The sequence below is a fragment of the Serratia sp. NA_112.1 genome, assembly GCF_052691715.1.
On sequence record NZ_JBQZFO010000002.1, the window covers coordinates 601,559 to 625,183 of the forward strand.

Annotated in this window: 22 protein-coding genes, 1 tRNA gene, 1 other RNA gene and 1 pseudogene; 10 read left to right on the plus strand and 15 right to left on the minus strand. The window is 53.0% G+C overall.

What is annotated here, in order from left to right; translation table 11 throughout:
• Nucleotides 1–50 precede the first annotated feature (50 nt).
• Nucleotides 51–227: a GhoT/OrtT family toxin gene (locus ACUTQ5_RS07210; RefSeq protein WP_012145459.1), complete on the minus strand. Its 177-nt coding sequence runs from the start codon at nucleotides 225–227 to the stop codon at nucleotides 51–53.
• A 222-nt stretch (nucleotides 228–449) separates the two neighbouring features.
• Here ACUTQ5_RS07210 and ACUTQ5_RS07215 point away from each other — a divergent pair, with 222 nt between their 5' ends.
• Both ACUTQ5_RS07215 and ACUTQ5_RS07220 read left to right on the plus strand, forming a co-directional pair.
• Nucleotides 450–608 carry a YqaE/Pmp3 family membrane protein gene (locus tag ACUTQ5_RS07215; protein WP_006322621.1) on the plus strand — a complete coding sequence of 53 codons (159 nt, stop codon included), beginning with the start codon at nucleotides 450–452 and terminating at the stop codon, nucleotides 606–608.
• A 790-nt stretch (nucleotides 609–1,398) separates the two neighbouring features.
• Nucleotides 1,399–1,559, plus strand: a pseudogene (locus tag ACUTQ5_RS07220) (anti-sigma factor domain-containing protein); the annotation flags it as partial.
• 12 nt (nucleotides 1,560–1,571) lie between these two features.
• On the opposite strand, the gene ACUTQ5_RS07225 reads toward ACUTQ5_RS07220, so the two are convergent.
• From ACUTQ5_RS07225 to yeaG, 3 genes are all read right to left on the minus strand, one after another.
• The gene (locus ACUTQ5_RS07225) at nucleotides 1,572–2,144 is read right to left on the minus strand and encodes a type 1 glutamine amidotransferase family protein (protein ID WP_445650681.1); all 573 of its coding nucleotides are present in this window, start codon (nucleotides 2,142–2,144) and stop codon (nucleotides 1,572–1,574) included.
• A gap of 832 nt (nucleotides 2,145–2,976) precedes the next feature.
• Nucleotides 2,977–4,245, minus strand: a complete 1,269-nt coding sequence (locus ACUTQ5_RS07230; protein ID WP_261093650.1) for a YeaH/YhbH family protein — start codon at nucleotides 4,243–4,245, stop codon at nucleotides 2,977–2,979.
• Nucleotides 4,246–4,309: 64 nt separating this feature from the next.
• A complete protein-coding gene (gene yeaG, locus ACUTQ5_RS07235; RefSeq protein ID WP_012145456.1) occupies nucleotides 4,310–6,244 on the minus strand; it encodes a protein kinase YeaG in 1,935 nt (644 codons plus the stop codon).
• Nucleotides 6,245–6,673: 429 nt separating this feature from the next.
• Between yeaG and ACUTQ5_RS07240 the strand changes: the two genes are divergently transcribed.
• Nucleotides 6,674–7,438, plus strand: coding sequence for a MipA/OmpV family protein (locus tag ACUTQ5_RS07240; RefSeq protein WP_445650682.1), 765 nt, complete (start codon nucleotides 6,674–6,676; stop codon nucleotides 7,436–7,438).
• 275 nt (nucleotides 7,439–7,713) lie between these two features.
• Here ACUTQ5_RS07240 and ACUTQ5_RS07245 read toward each other — a convergent pair whose 3' ends face one another.
• The gene (locus ACUTQ5_RS07245) at nucleotides 7,714–8,589 is read right to left on the minus strand and encodes a D-hexose-6-phosphate mutarotase (RefSeq protein ID WP_445650683.1); all 876 of its coding nucleotides are present in this window, start codon (nucleotides 8,587–8,589) and stop codon (nucleotides 7,714–7,716) included.
• An 80-nt stretch (nucleotides 8,590–8,669) separates the two neighbouring features.
• Complete coding sequence (gene gapA / locus ACUTQ5_RS07250) at nucleotides 8,670–9,665, minus strand: glyceraldehyde-3-phosphate dehydrogenase (RefSeq protein WP_012145453.1); 996 nt, start codon at nucleotides 9,663–9,665, stop codon at nucleotides 8,670–8,672.
• Nucleotides 9,666–10,013: 348 nt separating this feature from the next.
• Here gapA and msrB point away from each other — a divergent pair, with 348 nt between their 5' ends.
• On the plus strand, nucleotides 10,014–10,427 hold the full coding sequence (gene msrB / locus ACUTQ5_RS07255; RefSeq protein WP_445650684.1) for a peptide-methionine (R)-S-oxide reductase MsrB: 414 nt from the start codon (nucleotides 10,014–10,016) through the stop codon (nucleotides 10,425–10,427).
• Nucleotides 10,428–10,491: 64 nt separating this feature from the next.
• A complete protein-coding gene (locus ACUTQ5_RS07260; protein WP_012145451.1) occupies nucleotides 10,492–10,764 on the plus strand; it encodes a YeaC family protein in 273 nt (90 codons plus the stop codon).
• Between the two features lie 37 nt (nucleotides 10,765–10,801).
• Here the strand turns inward: ACUTQ5_RS07260 and ACUTQ5_RS07265 are convergent, their stop codons facing one another.
• The 4 genes from ACUTQ5_RS07265 to sppA all read right to left on the minus strand — a co-directional run bounded on the left by ACUTQ5_RS07265 (nucleotide 10,802) and on the right by sppA (nucleotide 15,933).
• Nucleotides 10,802–12,082, minus strand: a complete 1,281-nt coding sequence (locus ACUTQ5_RS07265; RefSeq protein WP_445650685.1) for a glycoside hydrolase family 18 protein — start codon at nucleotides 12,080–12,082, stop codon at nucleotides 10,802–10,804.
• A 230-nt stretch (nucleotides 12,083–12,312) separates the two neighbouring features.
• Nucleotides 12,313–12,945: a bifunctional nicotinamidase/pyrazinamidase gene (gene pncA / locus ACUTQ5_RS07270; protein ID WP_445650686.1), complete on the minus strand. Its 633-nt coding sequence runs from the start codon at nucleotides 12,943–12,945 to the stop codon at nucleotides 12,313–12,315.
• A 21-nt stretch (nucleotides 12,946–12,966) separates the two neighbouring features.
• Nucleotides 12,967–13,983: an asparaginase gene (gene ansA / locus ACUTQ5_RS07275; RefSeq protein WP_445650687.1), complete on the minus strand. Its 1,017-nt coding sequence runs from the start codon at nucleotides 13,981–13,983 to the stop codon at nucleotides 12,967–12,969.
• 93 nt (nucleotides 13,984–14,076) lie between these two features.
• On the minus strand, nucleotides 14,077–15,933 hold the full coding sequence (gene sppA / locus ACUTQ5_RS07280) for a signal peptide peptidase SppA (RefSeq protein WP_445650688.1): 1,857 nt from the start codon (nucleotides 15,931–15,933) through the stop codon (nucleotides 14,077–14,079).
• A gap of 160 nt (nucleotides 15,934–16,093) precedes the next feature.
• On the opposite strand from sppA, the gene ACUTQ5_RS07285 reads away from it, so the two are divergent.
• The 5 genes from ACUTQ5_RS07285 (at nucleotide 16,094) to ACUTQ5_RS07305 (ending at nucleotide 21,179) form a co-directional block, all read left to right on the plus strand.
• Nucleotides 16,094–16,645: an NAD(P)H nitroreductase gene (locus ACUTQ5_RS07285; protein ID WP_445650689.1), complete on the plus strand. Its 552-nt coding sequence runs from the start codon at nucleotides 16,094–16,096 to the stop codon at nucleotides 16,643–16,645.
• A 157-nt stretch (nucleotides 16,646–16,802) separates the two neighbouring features.
• The gene (gene selD / locus ACUTQ5_RS07290; RefSeq protein ID WP_445650690.1) at nucleotides 16,803–17,846 is read left to right on the plus strand and encodes a selenide, water dikinase SelD; all 1,044 of its coding nucleotides are present in this window, start codon (nucleotides 16,803–16,805) and stop codon (nucleotides 17,844–17,846) included.
• Nucleotides 17,846–18,964 carry a tRNA 2-selenouridine(34) synthase MnmH gene (gene mnmH / locus ACUTQ5_RS07295; protein ID WP_445650691.1) on the plus strand — a complete coding sequence of 373 codons (1,119 nt, stop codon included), beginning with the start codon at nucleotides 17,846–17,848 and terminating at the stop codon, nucleotides 18,962–18,964. Before selD ends, mnmH begins: the two co-directional genes overlap by 1 nt.
• Entirely contained in the window at nucleotides 18,964–20,889 is a 1,926-nt protein-coding gene (locus ACUTQ5_RS07300) for a DNA topoisomerase III (RefSeq protein ID WP_445650692.1), read from the plus strand. Before mnmH ends, ACUTQ5_RS07300 begins: the two co-directional genes overlap by 1 nt.
• Nucleotides 20,886–21,179, plus strand: coding sequence for a DUF1496 domain-containing protein (locus ACUTQ5_RS07305; RefSeq protein ID WP_445650693.1), 294 nt, complete (start codon nucleotides 20,886–20,888; stop codon nucleotides 21,177–21,179). The genes ACUTQ5_RS07300 and ACUTQ5_RS07305 overlap by 4 nt, the downstream gene beginning before the upstream one ends.
• 9 nt (nucleotides 21,180–21,188) lie before the next feature.
• Here ACUTQ5_RS07305 and ACUTQ5_RS07310 read toward each other — a convergent pair whose 3' ends face one another.
• The 5 genes from ACUTQ5_RS07310 to ACUTQ5_RS07330 form a co-directional block, all read right to left on the minus strand.
• Nucleotides 21,189–21,590, minus strand: coding sequence for a pyrimidine (deoxy)nucleoside triphosphate diphosphatase (locus ACUTQ5_RS07310; protein WP_445650694.1), 402 nt, complete (start codon nucleotides 21,588–21,590; stop codon nucleotides 21,189–21,191).
• A 45-nt stretch (nucleotides 21,591–21,635) separates the two neighbouring features.
• Entirely contained in the window at nucleotides 21,636–22,442 is an 807-nt protein-coding gene (gene xthA / locus ACUTQ5_RS07315) for an exodeoxyribonuclease III (protein WP_445650695.1), read from the minus strand.
• 103 nt (nucleotides 22,443–22,545) lie between these two features.
• Nucleotides 22,546–23,118, minus strand: coding sequence for an LOG family protein (locus tag ACUTQ5_RS07320; protein WP_445650696.1), 573 nt, complete (start codon nucleotides 23,116–23,118; stop codon nucleotides 22,546–22,548).
• A gap of 163 nt (nucleotides 23,119–23,281) precedes the next feature.
• Nucleotides 23,282–23,408, minus strand: a non-coding RNA gene (locus ACUTQ5_RS07325) — RtT sRNA.
• A 44-nt stretch (nucleotides 23,409–23,452) separates the two neighbouring features.
• A tRNA-Tyr gene (locus ACUTQ5_RS07330) sits at nucleotides 23,453–23,537 on the minus strand.
• Between the last annotated feature and the right edge of the window lie 88 nt (nucleotides 23,538–23,625).

Consider the following 23,625-nt stretch of genomic DNA (forward strand, 5'->3'; position numbering starts at 1 on the left):
GAAGGTTCATGACTGCCCCGTTGGTTTTTGGCGGGGCGGTTTCTCAAGCGTTAGAATAAGGAGAACATCAACACTACCGGTAGGCTCAATGGCCAGGTCAGGCCAATGGTTAATGCACTGATAAAACGAATTTTAATGGTGTCCCGGCTGACCAGATAGGTAAAAATCATAGAAACTAACAGGCCAATTAAATAAAAGTATTGTGTTGCTACCCACAGCGACGACATGAAACCAATCCCAGTTGTATTTTTAAGCCTTAAATTTTAAGGGCTCAACCTCACATAATCAACGCTTATTAATTCTTTCTTTTATTAACGGTATATAACCACAGTATTTGTAGATATATACCAATTTACCGGTTTTATCAGATTGACTGGAGCGAGCATGATTTGAAAATGTTAAGGATATGTAATATATTGGTGTCTTATAAAGCAAAATTAGGCGTTATTATGAGCTTTTGGAGAATCGTATTTACCATCATCTTGCCCCCTTTGGGTGTACTGCTGGATAAAGGGATCGGCGGGGCGTTTATCCTCAACATTATCCTGACTCTGCTCGGCTACTTCCCCGGTCTGATCCACGCATTCTGGATCCAGACCAAACAGTAATGGTTTACGGGCATATCGCCCAGGGAAGCGGTATGTTCAACCTAACGCTATCAACCCTGGTATGGGCACATGCCGGGGTTTTTATCTTTGAAGAGGCTAATGAATATTGAGGCCGTAGACAAACAACCATGAAAAAAGCATCGCCAGCAGGCCTGCGATACAAAGAATGGAGATCATTTCCTTCACTGAATAATTCCCTTTTGATTTCGTCGAAATTACTTCTCTTTGTTTTTACGTTGGATTTTAGATCGTAATAGGTAAAAATCCTAGTTTTAATGTGGTGGTGTTACTGATTCGTAGACTTATGTACACGGAAATCTGGCAGAGCAGCTGGGCCGAATGGAACGTCAGAAGGGATATGGCGGAGGGTTATATTCGTAGCTATTGCTGAAAGCTGTTGATGTGAACTATATGCAACGGAGCATATAAGGCGTTTTGGCTTGGTGCGGATGGCGCTGGAAGCATGGCTATGTTGACTATCGGGTCTGGCGTAACGGCTCCGCGTGGTTAAAGAGGGAATTTGTGATGAATGCAAAACCTACAGTAGTCCTGGTTCATGGATTTTGGGGTGGTGCCGCCCACTGGGCAAAGTCATTACCGAATTGTCGCATAAAGGATATCACTCGATTCATGCCGTAGAGATGCCGCTGACATCGCTGGCCAGCACCTTCGGCAATGAGATAAAGAACCGGCCTGGAAACACAAACCTTCCTGGTATCAAATTTCCAGCAATGACCGAATGATTGCACCGGAAAATCAACGATATATGTCGGAGCGGTTGAAAGCTAAGTTGGGGCTGATTGCGACCCAGCAGGCTACCAGATTGCCACTGGAGCAGATCCAGTTGTCCAGGGGGGGACCATCGCTATTAGCCTGGAACCGGCTGGCGGCTCGCCAACCGGACAACCGACGGGACCGGTACTGTACAGTGGGCTGTTAGCCTCGTTGTAATGGCCTATAGCGTTAAACCGACTTACGATGTTCGGCCGCATGCATCGCCAGATAGGTTTTGAGATTATCGTCACTAATCCCCAGAGTCGATAAAATCTCGGCCATAAAGCTGACTGGAGCGCTACCGGGGGCGGTGATCACGCGCCGATCGGCCACGGCGTAAGGCACATCCTGATAGTACGCAGCCCCACGATAATTAAGTTGCGACAGGTTTTCCGGCGAATTGGAAGTATGGCGGAGGTTATCTAGTACACCCGCTTGTGCCAATACGCGGGTTCCATCGCAAATACCGGCGACAACGATGTTTTTCTCATATGCCTGTGCAACCAGCTCGATGATATTGGGTGCTTGTTCTGTTTGCCATGCGGTGCCGCCACAAACGATCAGCAGGTCGATTTTATCCAGTTGGATGGACTCAATTGACAACTGCGGAGTCACCAGCATGCCGCTGGAAGAGGTAACCTGAAGCCCCTTGGGTGAGGCAAAACGGGCGTCGAAGTCATAATAACCACGGCCGGTGGAGTTGATCAGTGCGGTTTCCCAGTCGGAGAAATTCTCGGTAAGAATGGTGATAACTCGTGTCATTGGCGCGTATTTCCTTGTGCATTTGGTCATGGGCGTGGAGATTTTCTCCCGCAGGAATACCCAGTTTAAGGGTGAGCACTGCCAATTTCTGTCAGTAGAGTTTGCGACCAATCATTGTGTTCAATAGCACGGTTGATATCAAAAAAATCCCGCACAGCGGCGGGATTAAGGGATGATAGCGACAAACTGGATGTTGTTCTGATTATGCGGTGTTGTGTGTTTCCAGACCACGACAGTAGCGCACCTGAATTTCGACGACAAGACGAAAAACTGCAATAGCGCAGGTATCAGAATATCCTCATAAGAAACTGAAATTGTTTGTTAAATGGTTAACTCAATGGAAAGGGGCATAGCCTGATAGCGATTATTGAGCCACTTCCTTGTGGAGAGGCGTCCTAGCGTCGTTTCCGCTTGGTGTTGAAAGTAGTTCCCCTTTTTTGCCGCAAATACGTGACAAAGGAAAATACGACAACTGCGATCAAAACGACGATGATTGCAACGGGAAGTAATTCCATAGCACTCACCTGATATGGCAATTCGGCATCCCATTAAATAGGAATTTTCCTAATTCGCGCAATAAGCATTGCGTTAGGGAAGCGTAATTAGGAATTACCTTAGTTGTTGCCCCTCAGGTTCTCTTAAGGAGAAAAAAACCATTAAACGAACAGTAACTTACGGCTTTATCTGAGCGGCAGGGAAGGCTGGAGGGGGATTTAATTGAGAGCGGCGTTAGGTAAATCTGAGTTAAAACTTTCCAGTGGCAGTTTTGATCATCTTTATAAAAGAAAACGGCCGATTAGTCTGATTAACCGGCCGTGGGTAAAGATGTTATTTATGCTGTCTGCTTGTGAAAAAGCTCGCGGAACACCGGATAGATATCGTCCGGCTCGCGGATATGTTGCATGGCAAAATTTTCGAATTTCGCCTGCAGATCTTCATACTCACGCCACAGTGTTTGATGGGCACGGCGGGTGATTTCAATGTAGCTATAGTAACGCACCATCGGCAGCAGCTTCTTCGCCAGCAGTTCGTGACACAGCGGTGAGTCATCGGCCCAGTTGTCGCCATCCGACGCCTGTGCGGCGTAGATATTCCATTGTGCCGGGTCGTAACGCTCTTCAACCACTTCATTCATCAGTTTCAGCGCGCTGGAAACTATGGTGCCGCCAGTTTCCTGCGAGTAGAAGAACTCCTGTTCATCCACTTCCTTCGCCTGGGTATGGTGACGGATGTACACCACGTCGACGTTTTTATAGGTTCTGCTTAGGAACAGATAGAGCAGAATATAGAAACGTTTGGCCATGTCTTTGGTGGCCTGATCCATCGAGCCGGAAACGTCCATCAGGCAGAACATCACCGCCTGGCTGGAGGGTTCGGGCCGACGCTCATAGTTCTTGTAACGTAAGTCGAAGGTGTCGATAAAAGGCACGCTTTCGATTTTTTTGCGCAGCTCGGCAATTTCCTTCCGCAGCCGTTCCTCTTCCAGCAGTTGCACCGGTTCGGTGTTTTCCATCTGGGTGAGTTCGTCTTCCAACTCATGCAAGGCGCGCCGTTTACCGGCGGTCATGGCGGTTCGTCTCGCCAGTGAATTTTGCAGCGAACGTACTACGCTGATGTTAGCCGGCACGCCGTTGGCAGTGTAACCGGCTCTATGGGTCTTGTACTCGGTGAGCTGCTTGTACTGATTCTTTTTCAGGTTTGGCAGCGCCAGATCCTCAAACAGCAGGTCGAGATATTCGTCCTTGGAGATCTGGAAAACGAATTCGTCCTCGCCTTCGCCGTCCTGGCTGGCGTTACCCTGGCCGCCACCACCGCCGCCGCCGCCCTGTGGGCGTTCAACGCGGTCATTCTGGACAAAGTGGTCATTACCGGGATGAACGCGGTGGCGTGTGCCACCGCGACCCTGATGGAACATCGGTTCGTTGATATCGCCAGTAGGGATCGAGACTGACTCCCCGCTGTCTACGTCGGTGACCGAACGCTTGTTGATGGCTTCGGCAATCGACTGTTTGATTTGCGACTTGTAACGACGCAAGAAGCGCTGGCGGTTCACCATGCTCTTGTTTTTACCGTTCAGCCGTCGGTCAATAAAATAAGCCATACTTCCCCCAAACGACGCTGCCAACTTTCTACGCCATCTCCATGACGCTAATTCTCATTAGACGTTATGAAGACTTTCTGACCCGCAGATACCATTCACACAGCAAGCGAACTTGTTTGCGGGTGTAGCCTTTTTCCATCATGCGATCGACGAAGTCGTCGTGTTTCTTCTGCTCGTCCGTTGAGGTTTTAGCGTTAAACGAAATGACCGGCAGCAACTCTTCGGTGTTCGAGAACATTTTCTTCTCGATCACGGTACGCAGCTTCTCATAGCTGGTCCAGTTAGGGTTGCGGCCACTGTTATTAGCCCGCGCGCGCAGCACGAAGTTGACTATTTCGTTGCGGAAATCTTTCGGGTTGCTGATGCCGGCCGGCTTCTCGATTTTTTCCAGTTCGGCGTTCAGAGATTCGCGATCGAACAGTTGGCCGGTGTCTGGATCACGGTACTCTTGATCCTGGATCCAGAAATCTGCATAGGTCACGTAGCGGTCAAAAATGTTCTGCCCGTATTCTGAGTAAGATTCCAGATAAGCCGTCTGGATCTCTTTGCCGATAAACTCGGCGTATTTCGGGATCAGGTAGCCTTTCAGGTGTTCCAGATATTTCTCTGATTGATCCTGAGGGAACTGCTCACGTTCGATCTGCTGTTCCAGCACGTAGAACAGGTGTACCGGGTTAGCGGCGACCTCTGCGTGATCGAAGTTGAACACCCTTGAGAGAATTTTAAACGCGAAACGGGTAGACAGGCCGTTCATGCCTTCATCGACCCCGGCATAGTCACGGTATTCCTGATACGACTTGGCTTTGGGATCGGTGTCCTTCAGGCTTTCACCGTCATAAACGCGCATTTTCGAGTAAATGCTCGAGTTTTCCGGCTCTTTCATGCGAGAGAGCACGGTAAAGCGGGCCAGCGTTTCCAGAGTACCAGGGGCGCATGGCGCATGGGTCAGCTCACTGTGATCCAGCAGCTTGTCGTAGATTTTTATCTCTTCCGAAACCCGCAGGCAGTAAGGCACTTTGACAATGTAAACACGGTCGAGGAAAGCCTCGTTGTTTTTGTTGTTACGGAAAGTCACCCATTCTGATTCGTTGGAGTGAGCCAGGATAATGCCGCTGAACGGCAGAGCGGAAATCCCCTCTGTCCCGTTGTAGTTACCTTCCTGGGTGGCGGTCAGCAGAGGGTGCAGCACCTTGATTGGCGCTTTAAACATCTCTACGAACTCCATTATCCCCTGGTTGGCGCGGCACAGCGCACCGGAATAACCATAGGCGTCCGGATCGTTTTGCGCGTGATTCTCCAGCTTGCGGATATCGACCTTACCGACCAGCGCAGAGATATCCTGGTTGTTCTCATCGCCCGGTTCGGTTTTGGCGATGGCAATCTGTTCCAGAATAGAAGGGCGTACTTTGACTACTTTGAATTTGGTGATATCGCCGCCAAACTCATGCAGGCGTTTGGCCGCCCACGGCGACATGATAGTACCGAGGTAGCGATTCGGGATGTTATATTCTTTTTCCAGAATATTGGCATCTTCCTGCGGGTTGAACAGGCACAGCGGGTGGTCGTTAACCGGGCTGCGTTCACCGTTGGCGCTCAGGGTGTAAATCGGCACCAGCTGCATCAGCGCTTTCAGGCGTTCCGCCAGCGATGATTTCCCGCCGCCCACCGGGCCCAACAGGTAAAGGATTTGTTTCTTCTCTTCGAGGCCCTGCGCGGCATGTTTCAGGTAAGAGACTATCTGCTCGATAGCTTCCTCCATGCCGTAGAACTCTTCGAATGCCGGATAGCGTGCGATCACGCGGTTGGAGAACAGGCGAGACATGCGTGACTCAAGCGCAGTGTCGACCATTACTGGTTCACCGATAGCCATCAGCAGACGTTCGGCCGCATTGGCATATGCACTGCGATCTTGCCGGCAAATGGTAAGAAAGTCCTGCAGTGTGAACTCTTCGTCCTTGGCAGCTTCGTAGCGCTGGCGATAGTGGTCAAATATGTTCATGGCGATGCCCGTCCTTTCGTTATTAGCACAGGTTAAAGGGAGCTGGTGATAGTGTTTTGGCTCCCGAAAGAAGACGTTATCCCTGAGTACAGCAACTCGTATGCCAACTTGGTGCGCTTATTATCGCGAGTTGCGCTGTATTGCCACTGGCTCAGGATTTACTCATCTTCTGATTTAAGCTTAGTTTGCATACCAGAAAATTTCCTGTGTGGTAAAAAGCTTTTTTTAAGTCATATCAATGACTCAGTTATTACAGGGATAACCAAATGCCTTGTCTGGCGCGGCCTGCGGCAAAAAACGTCATGGTTCTGCCATGATTAATTCATATTTAGGTTCTAAGTTATTCGATCTTGGCCGTTTTCTATTGTAAAGATTCAGCGCGTCACGAAATTCTCACATAAACTAAGCACGCAATTAACTCTGTTATTTATGGAAAAAGAACCAGTGAAGATTTTTAAACTCAAAACGCTAGCAATTATCGCTTCCGCAATGGTTTGTGCGCAAAGTGCTCAGGCAGGAACTTGGTCACTCGGTGCTTCCGCGCTGGTTAGCCCGGATCCGTATCGTGGCTATCAGGAGCGCGTGTATCCGGTACCCGTCATTAACTATGAAGGTGACGACTTCTACTTCCGTACGTTGACCGCTGGTTATTACCTGTGGAAAGATCAGCAAAACCAACTGAGTCTGATGGGCTACTTTTCACCGCTGGGCTATCGTCCGGGTGACAGCGACGACGACCGTATGAAGCAGTTGAACAAGCGTCGCGGTACGCTGATGGCCGGTCTGGCCTATTCGCATTTTGCTGAGTGGGGCATTCTGCGTACCACCTTTACCGGTGATACGTTAGACTACAGCAACGGTATGGTGGGTGATTTCGCCTATCTGTACAAATTTGATCTGGGCGATATCACCCTGGTACCTGGTGCGGGTGTGACGTGGAGCAGCAAGAACCAGAACAAATACTACTATGGCATCAGCGAAAACGAGTCCCGCCGCAGCGGCCTGGACAGCTACACGCCGAGCGATAGCTGGGCACCTTATGTTGAGCTGAGTGCCAACTATAAGATTAACAAAGACTGGGACGCATTCTTCCTCGGGCGTTATATCAGCCTGTCCAGCGAAGTAAAAGACAGCCCAATGGTGGATAAATCTTACACCGGGGTGTTGATGACGGGTGTGAAATACACCTTCTAATCGAGGGTTGCACCAGTATCGGGCAATGTATGTATCATAAAGGGGCGCTAGCGCCCCTTTATGTTGCTGACAAAGCAGGAAAAAGCGTGGTTTTTCCTGCTTTGTGGTGAGCAGCCGAAAATCAATGAATTGATTTTCCTGATTTTTATTTATCGGCCTCTACTCGCTCTGGGCAGGAATGAGGTTTGTCATCAGTCTGAAGGGGCGCTAGCGCCCCTTTTGCACATCTGTAGTGCGCAGTTACTGGGCGGCGATGTTTGCCGCCCTTAACGGGATCAGGCGTTGTTACGAATACGGAAGGACACGGCCAGTCGAGCCGGCTGTTCACCGGCTGCCACCAGGGGCTTACTTACGCGACCGGTTTCCACACAAACCATGGTTTTATAACCGTCATTCGGCATATCCGCCATGCTGCAAGAAAGCTCCACGCCGGGGTTCCAGGCAATAACGTCACTCATATGATGGTGATGAACCTCAATGGTGCGCTTTAATGATGCATCCTTGATCAGGCTGAAGGCGTCCGGTTGGGTATAAACCCGGTCGGTCTGACCGACGAAGGTCACGTCACCCACCTGACGAGCCTGTGCGCCGGCGGCCACTTTATCAATGTAAGGTTCGCCGAGACCCGCTACCTTGACCTGCGCAATATCACCAATCTGGAAGTAAGTGTGCAGGGCTGCGGTCGCTTGATAGTCACCGTGGGATTCCAGCTCGATTTCACATTCCTCACCCAGTTTGAAACGGGCGATCAGCGTGAAGGCATGTGGCCACAGGCTGCGGGTCTGCTCGTTGTCTTTCAGCGTGAAGGTCAGAATAACGCCGTTGTCGTCTTCATCATGCGCCGTCAGAGTCCACGGCTGATTGCGTGCGAAACCGTGAGAAGGTTTTGCCACTGGGCCAAACCAGGGCCAGCAGACAGGCACGCCGCCACGGATGGCATTGCCTTTTTTAAACGGTGTATTGTTGCTCAGCCAAATAACCGGTTTTTCACCGCTAGGTTGCCAGGCCAACAGATGCGCACCTTGAAGTGAGATAGCTGCGCGTACTTTCGGATGGGAAACCACTACGACAGGCAGTTCGTCGAGCTTGCGCTGACTGATAAAAGGGGAAATTTGTTCGGTAACGGGTAGGGTGAAAATCTTTTCGTTCATCGGGTTGCCTTTTGTACGCCGTAGAAACAAAAAAAGGGCGACAAAAATGTCACCCTCATCATCAGCTTAACATCAATCCATTATTTGGAGATGTGAGCGATCAGATCCAGAACCTTGTTGGAATAGCCAGTTTCGTTGTCGTACCAAGAAACCAGTTTCACGAAGGTGTCGCTCAGAGCGATACCGGCTTTGGCATCGAATACGGAAGTCAGAGTTTCGCCGTTGAAATCGGTAGAAACTACTTCGTCTTCGGTGTAGCCCAGAACGCCTTTCAGCTCGCCTTCAGAAGCCGCTTTGATAGCAGCACAGATTTCTTTGTAAGAAGCTGGTTTTGCCAAGCGAGCAGTCAGGTCAACCACAGACACGTTCGGAGTTGGAACGCGGAACGCCATACCGGTCAGTTTGCCGTTCAGTTCTGGGATAACTTTACCTACTGCTTTCGCAGCACCGGTAGAAGAAGGGATGATGTTCTGGGATGCGCCGCGGCCGCCGCGCCAGTCTTTGTGAGACGGGCCATCAACAGTTTTCTGAGTTGCGGTAGTTGCATGCACAGTGGTCATCAGAGCTTCAACGATACCGAACTTGTCGTTGATAACTTTAGCCAGTGGTGCCAAGCAGTTGGTAGTACAAGAAGCGTTAGAAACGATTTCCTGACCAGCGTAAGATTTGTGGTTAACACCCATAACGAACATTGGGGTGTCGTCTTTGGATGGGCCAGTCAGAACAACTTTCTTAGCGCCTGCAGCAATGTGTTTACGTGCAGTTTCGTCAGTCAGGAACAAGCCAGTTGCTTCAGCAACGACGTCAACGTTGACTTCGTTCCACTTCAGGTTAGCCGGATCTCTTTCTGAGGTACAACGGATGGTTTTACCGTTAACAACCAGGTGGCCGTCTTTAACTTCTACAGTGCCGTTGAAGCGGCCGTGAGTAGAGTCATATTTCAGCATGTAAGCCATGTACTCTGCGTCTAACAGGTCGTTGATTGCAACGATTTCGATGTCAGAACGTTCTTGAGCAGCACGAAAAACAATGCGACCGATACGGCCAAAACCGTTGATACCTACTTTGATAGTCATATATTCCACCAGCTATTTGTTAGTGAATAAAAGGTTGCCTGTAAAATTACAAAAACCTTACCAAGCGTCAAGCGGAATCGTGTCAATTCTTGCTGCAAATCAAACCTGGAAGCCGGGTTTGAGTGCTTATTGCACATTCCGTTTGCGTTCGGCCTCATCCGTTATATGGGGTCAAACCGCTAAGTATAAAGTCAGCCCGTGCAAGATATGTGATCGGCATCACATATCATCGTGGCGTGACCTTTATGGGCTACAGTTTAGGCCAAAAAGCGCTGCAGTGTTGTTAATTTTTTGTTATTATTACTCATTGTTTTCGTTGACATTATCCACATTCAGAGAAACGCACAAATGGCTAAAAAGACACCCCCTGAGCATCCGGCCACGGAACTGAATGAAATCCAACGTTATGTGACTCAGGAACGTGGTACCGAAGCGCCGTATTCCGGCAAATTGCTGCACAACAAACGTGAGGGCGTGTACCATTGCCTGTGCTGCAACCATCCGCTGTTTTACTCCGACAGCAAGTATGACTCCGGTTGCGGCTGGCCAAGTTTCTATCAGCCGGTTTCCGACGATGCTATTCGTTATCTTGATGATAATACGCATAATATGCATCGCGTTGAGATCCGCTGTGGGCATTGCGACGCCCACCTGGGGCATGTCTTCCCCGATGGGCCACAGCCTACCGGCGAGCGTTTTTGCGTTAACTCCGCGTCGCTGAGCTTTACCGACGGTGAGAATGGCGAAAAAACGGCCGGCTGACGGATTATTCAGTGAGAAAAATCGATTCAGCTAATTATTCTTCCACGAGTGAGGAGATGCTCTGATGGACGTAAAAGATCTGATTGCCGCCATGACGCCGGAAATCTATCAGCGACTGGTACTGGCCGTTGAGTTGGGCAAGTGGCCGGACGGTGTGGCGCTGACGCCGGAGCAGAAAGAAAACAGTCTGCAAGCGGTGATGCTGTGGCAGTCATTACACAACGCTGACCCGCAGCACATGAGTATTGGCACTGACGGGCAGATAGTGATGAAGAGTAAGCAGGAGCTGAAACAGCAGTTCATTGCTGAACCGCTGGTCAAGTTAAAGCCACAGTAAATTTGACAGCTGGGCGATGCTCGCATCGCCCGTTGAATTACCGTTTCGCGCCGTTAATCCCCAGTGATTCCGCCAGTTGATGCGCCAGGCGGTTATTGTCGTCAGCGCCATATTCCCAGAACATCGCACCGCCCAATCCCTTGCTTTTGATGTAGTCAGCCTTGAGTTCAACCGAACGCGGATTTTCGTAGGAAATAGCGAACAGCGGTTTGCCCTCGGCGGATTTCATAGTCAGGTAGGGCACCTGGGCGTCATTGTCCCAATGGGCGGTGAAACGCTGTTGTGGATCGTTTAGCAGCTTGCTGACGATATCGTTGTATTTGAAATAGCTGTCCTTGGTCAGATCCAACCCCATAGCCTTGAACACGGCCGTTTCGCGTGCGGTGAAGTAGGGCTGGGAGACCGGGTTTTTGGCCGCGTCCGCTTTGTCCCAATCGATGCCCGGCTCGGTCGCCCGTTTTGGCACCCGGCCATAGAAACCAATCCCCAGGTTCAACTGAGCCGGCTTTAACCCGGCGGCCAGATAGTTATCCACCACAAAATTGGCGCTGTAACGATCGGCAGCGGCGACGGTTGGCCACTGTTTGGAGTCATACAGATTGGAGTTGAAGTATTGGGTGCCGTACGCCATGTCGTAAGTCATCAGGTTGATGTAGTCGAGATAGGGCGCAATGCCTTTAACATCAACCCATTCCTGCGGGCTTTTCACGTTGGCCCCGACGGCGATGGTCAGCAACTTGCCTTTATCCAGCGCTTTATGCAGTTCCGCCAGCAACAGCGTGAAGTTGGCACGATCCGCCGGTTGGCTTTCAACCAGCCCCCAGGCACCATTAACCGGGTATTCCCAGTCGAGATCGATGCCGTCCAAATGATATTGCTTGATGACCTGCTGCACCGAGCGGATAAACACCGCCCGGCTTTCCGCTGTGGCGGCCGCGCCGGAGAACCCGCGCGCGCCCCAACCACCGACGGACAGCAATACTCTCAGCTCCGGGTTCTGTTTACGCAGTATCGGCAACAGTTGCAAATCTGCCTTCACCTTGGGTGACAGATAAATTTGGTGCAGGCGGGACGGATCTTTTAACGCCGGGTTGGTTTCCTGTTTCTCGTCGTTGTAGATAAGACCGAAAGAATAATTGAGGTGGGTAATTTGTGTGACGTCGAGCTTGTTGATATCGCCGCCAGGACCGGCGGTAACATCACCGCCGCCGTTGAAATAACCGACGGAAAGGTAAGAGGCGGCATGAGCCATGCCGGCACCAGCCATACCAAGCTGCACCGCTACCAGTAAAGGCAGCAGTTTACGTGTTAATACCATGTCATCTCCTTTGGTCGGCAAAGCCGACCGAAACCGCCTGAGGCGGTAACATAAAGCCGGGCTCAATGGGCCCCGGATGCGTATAACTTACTGATGCCAATGCATCAGCGGTCATAACAGCAAAAGTACCGCACGCGAACAAGATGTAATCACAGGAGAATGGTTGGAATGTGAGCGATGTCGAGATTTGGGCCAGAGGAAGGAAAGGGCGCAAAAAGCGCCCAATGGCATCAGCGGTCGATGAACTGTGACAGGGTAACTAATTGTGCCCCGGCCTGTTGCATTACCCGAAGGGCTTCCTGACTGTCGCCAGGCTGCAAATTAACCCCGCGGCAGCCGTCGGTAATCACCGTAGTTTTGTAGCCAAGCTCCAGCGCATCCAGAACGCTGAATTTTACGCAGTAGTCGGTTGCTAACCCCATAATCGCCAGATGGCTAATGTTCTGCGCTTTCAGCCAGCTGTCTAACTCAGTGTGCGAGCGGTGACCGTTGTCGAAGAAGGCGCTGTAGCTGTCGATAGCCGTATTTTGCCCTTTACGGAACACTGCGATAATCTCCCGTTGGTGCAATTGCCGATGAAACTCAGCGCCCTGGCTTTCCTGTACGCAGTGCACCGGCCACCAAACCTGCGGCAACCCTTCCAGCTCACCCAGGGTGCCCACCGGCGCGTTGGCGTTTACCGCAAAGCTGCGGTGATTGGCGGGGTGCCAGTCCTGGCTGGCGACCACCGGTTCACCGCGTGCGTTGCAGGCCGCTATGGCCTGATTGGCAACGCTAATAACGGCATCACCTTCGGTCACCGCCAATGCGCCGCCGGGGCAAAAGTCGTTTTGCAAATCGATAAGCAACAGGGCTGTTTTCATTGCGACTCCGTGGTGTATGGGTTAACCGTTAATGCTTAACTCGCCGCGCAGATCCTGTTGCATCTGGCTGCGGATTTGTTCTGGCGTCAGAGGTTGGCTCAGCAGGTAATGCAGCTTGGTCAATGCGGCCTCGACCGTCATATCAAACCCACTGATGACGCCGGCATGGGCCAGCGCATTACCGGTGGCGTAGCCTTCCATATTGACACGCCCGGAGATGCACTGCGTAAGGTTTACCACCACAATGCCGCGTTCAGAGGCATCGCGCAATTCATCCACCAGCTCTGCTTTTTGCGGTGCGTTGCCTACGCCGTAAGAGCGCAGGATCAAGGCTTTCACCGGCTGCAGCAGGAAATTGCGCACTACCGCGCCGGAGATACCTGGGTAAATGGTCACCACACCGATCGGTTGCGGCGTAATGTCATGCACCTTGAGTTCGCCAGTGCAAACCGGGCTGTCGATGCCGTTCTGGCGGCGAATATGAATACCGGCCTCCAGCAACGGCGGCAGATTGGGTGAAGCAAAGGCGTCGAAACCGTCAGCATGCGCCTTGGTGGTACGGTTGCCGCGGAACAGTTTGTTATTGAAGAACAGGCTGACTTCATTCACTGGATGGTTGGCCGCCAGATATAGCGCGTTCAGCAGGTTGGTCTGGCCATCGGAGCGCAGTTCCGCCAGTGGGATCTGAGAACCGGTAACAATCACCGGCTTGGCCAGGTTTTCCAGCATGAACGAAAGCGCCGAGGCGGTGAACGCCATGGTGTCGGTACCGTGCAGGATCACGAAGCCGTCATAGCGGTCATAGTTCAGTTTGATATCGTCGGCGATATGCTGCCAGTCTTCCGGCGTCATGTCAGAGGAGTCGATCAGCGGCGCATATTCATGAATGGTGAAGTCCGGCATTTCCGGCCGGTGGAATTCCGGCATCAGGGCCAGTTGTCGTTGCAGGTGGCCAGAGACTGGAATATAGCCGTGCTCAGAACGCTGCATACCGATGGTCCCGCCAGTGTAGGCGACGTAAATCGATTTCTTTTTCATAGTGATTGTTTTAACAGAAATAAGATGGGCTGAATTATAGGGGGATAAACGCAGAAAAAAAGCCCGACGGGTGCCGGGCTGAGGATTAATTTGTTAGCGGACTTCTCCGCAGGTCAAACAGATGGCATAGCGGTTTTGCGGGTCGTTCAGGTTATTGAACAAACCTGGCTGCTCTTTGACCGCCATGGCCACTGATGCCAAGGGTGCAGGCAGCATCGACTGGATGGCTGCTGGCAGCATGGCGTGAATGGAAACGCCAAATTGGCTGAGCACCATGTCGGTCAGGCTTGGCGTATCGACAAACCAGTTAAGCTGCCACTGTTTCAATTGCGCCAGTTCGGCGGCTTTCTTCACCGCGTCGTCGAAGTCACCCAACTGATCGACCAGACCATTGGTCTTGGCGTCGCTGCCCAGCCATACGTGACCCTGAGCAATCTGATCAACCTGCTGCGGTGTCATTTTGCGCGACTTGGCGACCAGGTCGATAAAGTTTTGATAACCTTTCTCGATGTTCAACTGCATCATCTGCGAGAACTCAGGTGGCAGTGCCTTGGTGACCGCCAGATCCGCCAGCGGCGAGGTTGCCACACCGTCGGTATGTACGCCGATGCTGTCCAGCGTCTGCTCGTAGGTGTTAATCACCCCGAAGATGCCAATGGAACCGGTGAGGGTGCTTGGGCTGGCGATGATGTAATCCGCCGGTGTAGAGACCCAATAGCCGCCTGAGGCCGCCATGCTACCCATGGAAACCACCACAGGTTTGCCGGCGGCACGTACCGCGGCCAACTCGGAGCGGATCACTTCCGAGGCACTGACGCTGCCCCCTGGGCTGTTGACCCGGAAAATCACCGCCTTGATAGCCGGATCCAGTCGCGCCTGACGCAGTTCTGCGGCAGTGGTATCGCCGCCAACGGTGCCTGGTGTTTGCGGGCCGTCCATGATCGCGCCGTTAGCGAAGATCACGGCGATTTTACCGCCTTGATCCGTCGTCGGCTTCGGCTGGTAGTCGTAGATACTGGTAGCGTTGAAATCATTGGCCTGTTTGTCCCAACCGAAAGTCTTGATCAGTTGGTTTTCGATAACGGTGCGCGACGCTAGTTCATCGACCAGTTTGTTATCCAGCGCATACTTCGCCGTATCCCCCCCAGCAGCCTGCATACCGCTCAGCACGCCTGCGGCCCCTGGGAACAGCTGTTGCGCCGTGATCTGGCGGTTAGCCGCTATGGTATCCAGATAGTTCTGCCACAATCCGCCAATCCAGCGGCTGTCTGCCTCACGGGCGGCCGGTGACATATCGTCACGGATCAAGGGTTCCACGGCGGATTTATAGGTACCGACGCGGAAGATGTTGGTGGTGACCTTGAGTTTTTCCAACAAAGATTTGTAGTAAAGGTTGTTGGTGGCGAAACCGTGCAGGTCGACCGCACCCTGAGGTGACAGGTAAACCTTGTTGGCGTAGCTGGCCAGATAATATTGTGTCTGGTTATAGCTGTCGCCAATGGCAAAGATCGGTTTGCCACTGTCACGGAATTCACGCAGCGCCTTGCCGATGTACTGCAGCGAAGGCTGATCGGCACCGGCAAAGTCATTCAACTGCAATACCATGCCGGTAATGTTTTTGTCGTCTTTGGCTTTGCGGATGCTGTCAACCAAGTCAAACAGGGAGTTTTCCTGCAGGCGGTTGCTGGAAGCGCCCAACAGTTCACGACCCCATTGGCGAACCTTGTTGTTCATCGACGGTTGGTCAACCACCACGCCGCTCAGGTCAACCAGCAACGCACCGCGGGTAGGGACGGCAGGGGTGGTAGCACTCTGGAATGAAAGATAGATGCCAACCCCAACCAGGATCAACAACACCAGGAACAAATTGAGGATCAGTTCCCTGATAAAGTTCAGCAGACGCCATGTCCACCTGAAAACGCCGGCAATGATTTGCCACAATGTGCGCATGTGCTCTCCAGCAAGAGTCGAGAATGTTCCGCTATCCTAATGAGCGGCCAAAGAAATGTCAGCTTTAAATAGTGGGTCACAGAGGCTAATGCCGAGGCTGTCACTCGCCGTTTAGCTATGTTACCGTGATTTGAATGAAAATTGTTATCAGGAGTTTACGATGGATGCACTGGAACTTTTACTGAATCGCCGCTCTGCGTCACGCCTCGTGGCCCCTGCGCCGACGGGTGAGGCGCGTCAGAATATCATCAGCGCGGGCCTGCGAGCGCCCGATCATGGTGCCTTGCAGCCATGGCGTTTTGTGATGATCGAAAACCAGGGTCTGGAGCGTTTTAGCCAATTGTTACAAGCTGCTGCAAAGCAGGACGAAATGGATGAAGCCGCGTTAGAAAAGGCGACAAAAGCGCCATTCCGCGCCCCGCTGATTATCACCGTGGTAGCCCATTGCACCGAAGAAACCAAGGTTCCGCGCTGGGAACAGGTGGTTTCTGCCGGTTGTGCGGTTCAGGCGATGCAGATGGCTGCACTGGCGCAGGGCTTCAACGGTATTTGGCGCACCGGCGCTTGGACCGAGCACCCACTGGTTCGTGAAGCCTTTGGCTGTCGCGAGCAGGACGAAATTGTCGGTTTCCTGTATTTGGGTACCCCACAGTTAAAAGCTTCTACCAAAGTGATCGCCCCAGACAGCACGCCTTTCGTCAGCTATTTCTGATCCCACCGGCGGGATTGCGGCAAAAATGTGCTAAATCCCACCATTCTGTGTTGTTTATGAGCAGGCTGTTCGGTTATCGGCAGCCCGCTCTTACCAATCCCGTCGGCAAGCGCTACCCTATGATATCTTGAATGCCGTTAACCGAAGGGAGTGGTATATGACATCGCCAGCGATCCGTTTAACCCAGTACAGCCATGGCGCCGGCTGCGGTTGTAAAATCTCACCGAAAGTTCTCGAAACTATTCTGCACAGCGAGCGGGAGAAATTTGTCGATCCGCGCTTGCTGGTCGGTAATGAAACCCGTGACGATGCGGCGGTGTATGATATCGGCAACGGCGTGGGCATTATCAGTACCACCGACTTCTTTATGCCGATCGTCGATAACCCGTTCGATTTCGGTCGCATCGCCGCCACCAACGCCATCAGCGACGTGTATGCCATGGGGGGGAAACCAATCATGGCGATTGCCATTCTGGGCTGGCCGATTGCCACGCTGCCGGCGGAAGTGGCGCAGCAGGTGATCGACGGTGGGCGTTATGCTTGCCAGCAGGCGGGTATCGCCCTGGCGGGGGGCCATTCTATTGATGCGCCGGAACCTATTTTTGGCCTGGCAGTGACTGGCATCGTCAATACCGAACGGGTAAAGAAAAACAGCGCGGCACAGGCCGGTGCCAAATTGTACCTGACCAAGCCGTTGGGCATTGGCGTGCTGACCACCGCCGAGAAGAAAAGCAAATTGTTGCCAGAGCATGAAGGCCTGGCGACCGAAGTGATGTGCCAACTGAATAAACCGGGCACGGATTTTGCCGAAGTCGAAGGTGTGACGGCGATGACCGATGTCACCGGCTTCGGTCTGCTGGGCCATCTGAGCGAAGTTTGCCAGGGTTCAGGGCTGCAGGCGACGCTATGGTTTGATCAGGTCCCTAAACTGCCTGACATCGAGCGTTATATTGCCGAAGGCTGCGTACCCGGCGGTACCGGGCGCAACTTTGAGAGTTACGGCCATCTGGTTGGTGAAATGACCGACCTGCAGCGCCAATTGCTGTGCGATCCGCAGACCTCCGGCGGCTTGCTACTGGCAGTACTGCCTGAAGCGGAGCAGCAGGTGCAGGCGATTGCCGAGCGCCACGGCATTCAACTCCAGGCTATCGGTGAACTGCATGCGGTCGTGCCGGGCAAGCCGTTGATCGAGGTTGTCTAGTGTTAGCTACCAGGGAACGGGAAGACAGCCAGGACTATCGCCGTATTTTTTTGCAGGATATCCCGCTGATTGACGTGCGTGCACCGGTTGAGTTTCAGCAGGGGGCTTTCGCCAATGCCATCAATCTGCCGTTAATGAACGACGATGAGCGGCAGGCGGTTGGCACCTGTTACAAACAGCAAGGGCAGCAAGCAGCGATTGCGCTCGGGCATAGTCTGGTCAATGGCCGATTGCGTGAGCAACGCACGGCGGCCTGGCTGGCGCAATGTGCCCAATGGCCGGAAGGCTATATTTACTGTTTCCGCGGCGGTTTGCGTTCGCAACTGGTGCAACAGTGGCTGCGTGAGGCCGGCGTCGCCTATCCGCGCATCACCGGCGGTTACAAGGCCCTGCGCAATTTTCTGCTCATCACGCTGGAGCAGAGCGCCGAACTGCCGATGGTGCTGATTGGCGGCAATACCGGCAGCGGTAAAACTCTGCTGGTCAATGAGCTGGCCGACGGCGTTGATCTGGAAGGTGCGGCGCACCACCGCGGGTCATCTTTTGGCCGAACGTTGGTGAGTCAAAGCGGCCAGATTGATTTTGAGAATCGTCTGGCTGTGTTATTGCTGAAAAAACAGCATGGTGGCTGCCGCCGCTGGGTGCTGGAAGATGAAGGGCGCATTATCGGCAGCAACAATCTGCCATTACCGATCTTCAACCGAATGCAGCAGGCACCGGTGGCGGTGATAGACGATCCTTTTGAGGTGCGTCTGGCACGGCTGCAGCACGAATATATCGATCGGATGCGTATTGAGTTTGAACACGCCTACGGTGCGCAGCTTGGCTGGCAAAAGTACGATGAATATCTGCATCACGGTCTGTTTGCCATTCGCCGCCGCCTGGGGCTGGAGCGTTTCCAACTGCTGACGCAGCACCTGGAACGGGCACTGCAGTATCAGCAGGCCAGTGGAAATAGTGACGAGCATCAGCAGTGGCTGGTGCCGTTGTTGCAGCACTACTACGATCCGATGTATCACTATCAATTGGAAAAGAAATCCCAGCGGATTGTGTTCCGCGGGAATTATGCTGAAGTAAGAGAATTCCTGATGACGTACAGCCAGAATAACGGTGAATAATGCGACTGTTTATTGCCGAGAAACCGAGTTTGGCTCGCGCCATTGCCGACGTACTTCCCAAGCCGCATCGCCGCGGCGACGGGTTTATCGCCTGCGGTAACAATGATGTGGTGACCTGGTGTGTGGGCCACTTGTTAGAACAGGCGCAGCCGGATGCCTACGACAGTCGTTATGCGCGCTGGTCGCTGGCGGATTTGCCGATCATCCCTGAAAAGTGGCAGTTGCAGCCACGGCCTTCTGTCAGCAAACAGCTTAATGCCATTAAAAAGCTGTTGCATGAGGCCGATGAAGTGGTGCATGCCGGTGACCCGGACAGGGAAGGCCAATTGCTGGTGGACGAGGTGCTGGACTATTTGGCCTTATCGCCGGAAAAACGTCATAGCGTCCGCCGTTGCCTGATCAACGATCTCAACCCGCAGGCGGTGGAGCGCGCTATCGAAAGGCTGCGTGACAACCGCGACTTTATCCCACTTTGTGTCTCCGCCCTGGCGCGTTCCCGCGCAGACTGGCTGTATGGTATCAACATGACCCGCGCCTACACCATTCTGGGGCGTAATGCCGGTTATGATGGTGTGTTGTCGGTGGGCCGGGTGCAAACGCCGGTGTTGGGGTTGGTAGTCAGGCGTGACGAAGATATTGAAAATTTTGTCTCGAAGGACTTCTTCGAAGTCAAAGCGCACATAGTGACGCCCAAAGACGAGCGTTTTGTCGCCCTGTGGCAACCGAGTGACTCCTGCGAGCCTTATCAGGACGAAGAAGGGCGCTTGCTGCACCGATCGCTGGCAGAACACGTGCTCAAGCGCATCGAGGGTCAGCCGGCGCTGGTCACCTCTTATAATGATAAACGGGAATCAGATACCGCCCCCTTGCCGTTTTCATTGTCGACCTTACAGATTGAGGCTTCCAAGCGCTTTAACCTGAGTGCGCAGCAGGTGCTGGAGGTGTGCCAGCGGCTGTACGAAACCCATAAATTGATTACCTATCCGCGTTCCGACTGCCGCTACCTGCCGGAAGAGCATTTTGCCGGGCGGCATTCGGTGTTGAACGCCATCAGTGTTCATCAGCCGGATCTGTATCCGCAGTCGGTGATCGACAGCGATCGTCGTAACCGGTGCTGGGACGACAAGAAGGTGGATGCCCACCACGCCATTATTCCTACTGCCCGTGCCAGTAAGGTCAGCCTCAGCCAGGATGAACTGAACGTTTATGGCTTGGTTGCACGGCAGTACCTGATGCAGTTCTGCCCAGATGCCATGTTCCGCAAATGCGTGATTGAGCTGGATATCGCCGGCGGCAAGTTTATCGCCAAGGCACGTTTTCTTGCTGAGGCAGGATGGCGAACGCTGCTTGGCAGTAAAGAGCGCGATGAAGAAAACGAAGGCGCTCCGTTGCCGGTAGTGGCGAAGGATGACGAGCTACTTTGTGAACGTGGTGAGGTGGTAGAACGCCAGACCCAACCGCCACGTCCGTTTACTGATGCCAGCCTGCTTTCCGCCATGACCGGGATTGCGCGTTTTGTTCAGGATAAAGCGTTAAAGAAAATCCTGCGGGCGACCGATGGTTTAGGGACCGAGGCCACGCGCGCGGGTATCATTGAGTTGCTGTTCAAGCGGGCATTTTTGTATAAGAAAGGGCGTTATATTCACTCCAGTGAAACCGGCCGGGCGTTGATCCATTCGCTGCCGGATATTGCTGCCCGTCCTGATATGACCGCCAACTGGGAAGCCACGCTGACGCAAATCAGTGAGAAATCCTGCCGTTATCAGGACTTTATGCAACCTCTGGTAGGTACTCTGCAGGAACTGATCTATCAGGCCAAGCAGAGCCGGGCGAGTATGGCATTTCGCGGGTTGCCGCCTTCACCTTCCGCCGGGACGAAAAAACGCAAGAAAAGCGCCGGTAAGGCGCGGGAGAAGAGCGAATGAATCACGGCTTACTGTTGCTGGCCGGTAGCGCACTGCTGTTTTGCACTACGGCGATGGCCAACCGTGGCGATGTCGATGTGGTGGTGCCGGTGTCGCCGGAGATCTGGGGTGCGGCAAAAAACGCTGCGGCTCAACCGATAGCACAATCTTGCAGTCGTTGTTGCATCTATCAGGATCAAAACTATTCTGAAGGGGCGGTACTCAAGGTGGAAGGGGAAGCGTTGCAGTGCGTACGCGACCCCAATGTGGTGGGGACTAATCCGTTAGTCTGGGTGCGTCTGAAGAAGTGACGCTGTAACTCAGCCTTGCGCCCGCAGTGCGCTAATATAGGCGGTTAATAGTGGTACATCCGCCGGAGCCAGGGGGTAGTCAAATGCCTGCTCCGGTGCCAACCAGATAAAATCAGAATGGCAGCGGTTTTGTAATTCGCCGCTAAAGGTTTCAACCTGCCAGGCATGGAGTCGGATGACGCGCTCACTTTGCTGCCACTGGTTGCTGGCGACATAGCGGCCAACCCTGGCCACGATTCCCAACTCTTCGTCCAGTTCACGCGCCAGTGCCTGTGGCTGGCTCTCACCTGCTTCAACCTTGCCACCGGGAAACTCCCACAGTCCGGCCTGATCGCTGTCAGCATTACGCTGTGCCAAAAGAATCTGGCCATTTCTTTCAATGATGGCGGCGACGACATCGATAATTTTCATAGGAACCACATAGCGAAACCCCGGCAATGGCCGGGGTTGGGGCAATTACAGCGAGAATTCCGCCCAAACTGGCGCGTGATCCGACGGTTTTTCCATCCCGCGGATCTGATAATCGATGCCGGTGGCGGTGCAGCGTGCGGCCAATGGCGTGCTGGCCAATAGCAGATCGATACGCAGACCCCGGTTTTCATCGAAACCACGTGAACGGTAGTCGAACCATGAGAATTGATCGTTACGTTCCGGGTTAGCCTGGCGGTAGGTATCGACCAGGCCCCAGTTCATCAGGCGATCCATCCATTCGCGCTCCTCCGGCAGGAAGGAGCACTTACCGGTACGTAGCCAGCGTTTACGGCTTTCCTCGCCGATGCCGATATCGTAATCGGTTGGACTGATATTCACGTCACCCATCACCAGTACCGGTGAGTCCACCGACATTTGCTGCTCCAGGTAGTTTTGCAAATCCTGGTAGAAGCGTGTCTTGGCGGGGAATTTGATCGGATGGTCACGGCTTTCCCCTTGCGGGAAGTAGCCATTGATCACCGTCAAAGTGCCTCGTGGCGTCGCCAGATCGGCCATAATGATGCGGCGCTGTGCGTCTTCATCATCGGTAGGGAAACCACGGCGCACGGCAAGCGGCTTTTCTTTGGTTAGCAGCGCCACGCCATAGTGACCTTTTTGACCATGATAGAACACGTGATAGCCATGCTGGCTGACTTCTTCCAGCGGGAACATGTCATCGTGAACTTTCGTTTCCTGCAGGCCGATCACGTCGGGCTGGTGCTGTTCGATGATCGCGGCCAGTTGGTGCGGACGCGCACGCAGTCCATTGATATTAAAAGAGACAAACTTCATGAGCGGTGCCGTTTTTACAAGAAAAATGAGTTGAGATAGTAGCAGAGTTTGACCAGAAATGTAACGCAGGCCAGCGGCATCAGGCCGCCGGCGGCAAGCTGAATTATTTTGCCCAGCGGTCGTAAGTCTTGGGCTGATAGTCGTCAAATTGTTGCAGTAAGGTTTGCGCAGACTCACTGATGTGCATGGTGCCCAGATAGTCATGGCGCATAAAGCCCTGATCGGCGACGTGCAGCAGGAAGCTGTTTAGCGGGCGATAGAACCCGTTCACGTCCAGCAAGCCAACCGGTTTACTGTGATAACCGATCTGACCCCAGGTCCAGATTTCAAACAGTTCCTCAAGGGTACCTATGCCGCCGGGCAGCGCAATAAAACCATCTGCCAGAGCCGCCATGCGCGCCTTACGGGTGTGCATGTCCGGAACCACTTCCAGTTCAGTCAGGCCACGATGTGCGGTTTCTGCTTCTACCAACCGCTCGGGAATAATGCCCACGGCCTCACCACCTGCGGCAAGCACGGCATCAGCCACGATGCCCATCAACCCTTTTTTGCCGCCACCATAGATGAGGCGTCGGCCCTGAGTAGCAAGCGTTTGCCCCAATTGCCGCGCGTTCTCGGCATAAGCAGGGTTAACGCCTTCGCTGGCACCACAAAAAACGCAGATATTGTTACGCATGCACTTCTTCCTTACTGCATTAAAGAAGTCAGTGGTATAGCGAATAGTTGACCGGAGTTCAAGTTGAGGATGCGCTGAATGGTTAAGACAATTGATAAATGATGAACTGAGAGAGTGATGGAATGCTGTCAGGTTTGTTTTGATTCTCGGGAGTATGCAAGGATGGTGGTGGGGGAAGGATTATTCGTCGCTGTGCGACTCCCCCTGCGGGCCGCGCTGAAGCGCGTTGTCTCACTGCGTGAGACTCGAACCTTGTCGAAGCTTCTCATCCCTCCCGGTAAGGAGTGATGTTGATGCTGTCAGGTTTGTTTTGATTCTGGGGGGTATACAAGGATGGTGGTGGGGGAAGGATTCGAACCTTCGAAGTCTGTGACGGCAGATTTACAGTCTGCTCCCTTTGGCCGCTCGGGAACCCCACCATGGTATTCATGGTTTTACAAATTGTAGTTCCGGTTTTATCCGGAAGAAACCTGGCCGGTTCCTTTACTGCGTCTTCACTCGTTGCAG

What these genes read in the sequence shown, in the direction of transcription:
- ACUTQ5_RS07210 (WP_012145459.1), bottom strand. Translation starts at nt 227, where the DNA reads ATGTCGTCGCTGTGGGTAGCAACACAATACTTTTATTTAATTGGCCTG.
- ACUTQ5_RS07215 (WP_006322621.1), top strand. Translation starts at nt 450, where the DNA reads ATGAGCTTTTGGAGAATCGTATTTACCATCATCTTGCCCCCTTTGGGT.
- ACUTQ5_RS07225 (WP_445650681.1), bottom strand. Translation starts at nt 2,144, where the DNA reads ATGACACGAGTTATCACCATTCTTACCGAGAATTTCTCCGACTGGGAA.
- ACUTQ5_RS07230 (WP_261093650.1), bottom strand. Translation starts at nt 4,245, where the DNA reads ATGGCTTATTTTATTGACCGACGGCTGAACGGTAAAAACAAGAGCATG.
- yeaG (WP_012145456.1), bottom strand. Translation starts at nt 6,244, where the DNA reads ATGAACATATTTGACCACTATCGCCAGCGCTACGAAGCTGCCAAGGAC.
- ACUTQ5_RS07240 (WP_445650682.1), top strand. Translation starts at nt 6,674, where the DNA reads ATGGAAAAAGAACCAGTGAAGATTTTTAAACTCAAAACGCTAGCAATT.
- ACUTQ5_RS07245 (WP_445650683.1), bottom strand. Translation starts at nt 8,589, where the DNA reads ATGAACGAAAAGATTTTCACCCTACCCGTTACCGAACAAATTTCCCCT.
- gapA (WP_012145453.1), bottom strand. Translation starts at nt 9,665, where the DNA reads ATGACTATCAAAGTAGGTATCAACGGTTTTGGCCGTATCGGTCGCATT.
- msrB (WP_445650684.1), top strand. Translation starts at nt 10,014, where the DNA reads ATGGCTAAAAAGACACCCCCTGAGCATCCGGCCACGGAACTGAATGAA.
- ACUTQ5_RS07260 (WP_012145451.1), top strand. Translation starts at nt 10,492, where the DNA reads ATGGACGTAAAAGATCTGATTGCCGCCATGACGCCGGAAATCTATCAG.
- ACUTQ5_RS07265 (WP_445650685.1), bottom strand. Translation starts at nt 12,082, where the DNA reads ATGGTATTAACACGTAAACTGCTGCCTTTACTGGTAGCGGTGCAGCTT.
- pncA (WP_445650686.1), bottom strand. Translation starts at nt 12,945, where the DNA reads ATGAAAACAGCCCTGTTGCTTATCGATTTGCAAAACGACTTTTGCCCC.
- ansA (WP_445650687.1), bottom strand. Translation starts at nt 13,983, where the DNA reads ATGAAAAAGAAATCGATTTACGTCGCCTACACTGGCGGGACCATCGGT.
- sppA (WP_445650688.1), bottom strand. Translation starts at nt 15,933, where the DNA reads ATGCGCACATTGTGGCAAATCATTGCCGGCGTTTTCAGGTGGACATGG.
- ACUTQ5_RS07285 (WP_445650689.1), top strand. Translation starts at nt 16,094, where the DNA reads ATGGATGCACTGGAACTTTTACTGAATCGCCGCTCTGCGTCACGCCTC.
- selD (WP_445650690.1), top strand. Translation starts at nt 16,803, where the DNA reads ATGACATCGCCAGCGATCCGTTTAACCCAGTACAGCCATGGCGCCGGC.
- ACUTQ5_RS07300 (WP_445650692.1), top strand. Translation starts at nt 18,964, where the DNA reads ATGCGACTGTTTATTGCCGAGAAACCGAGTTTGGCTCGCGCCATTGCC.
- ACUTQ5_RS07305 (WP_445650693.1), top strand. Translation starts at nt 20,886, where the DNA reads ATGAATCACGGCTTACTGTTGCTGGCCGGTAGCGCACTGCTGTTTTGC.
- ACUTQ5_RS07310 (WP_445650694.1), bottom strand. Translation starts at nt 21,590, where the DNA reads ATGAAAATTATCGATGTCGTCGCCGCCATCATTGAAAGAAATGGCCAG.
- xthA (WP_445650695.1), bottom strand. Translation starts at nt 22,442, where the DNA reads ATGAAGTTTGTCTCTTTTAATATCAATGGACTGCGTGCGCGTCCGCAC.
- ACUTQ5_RS07320 (WP_445650696.1), bottom strand. Translation starts at nt 23,118, where the DNA reads ATGCGTAACAATATCTGCGTTTTTTGTGGTGCCAGCGAAGGCGTTAAC.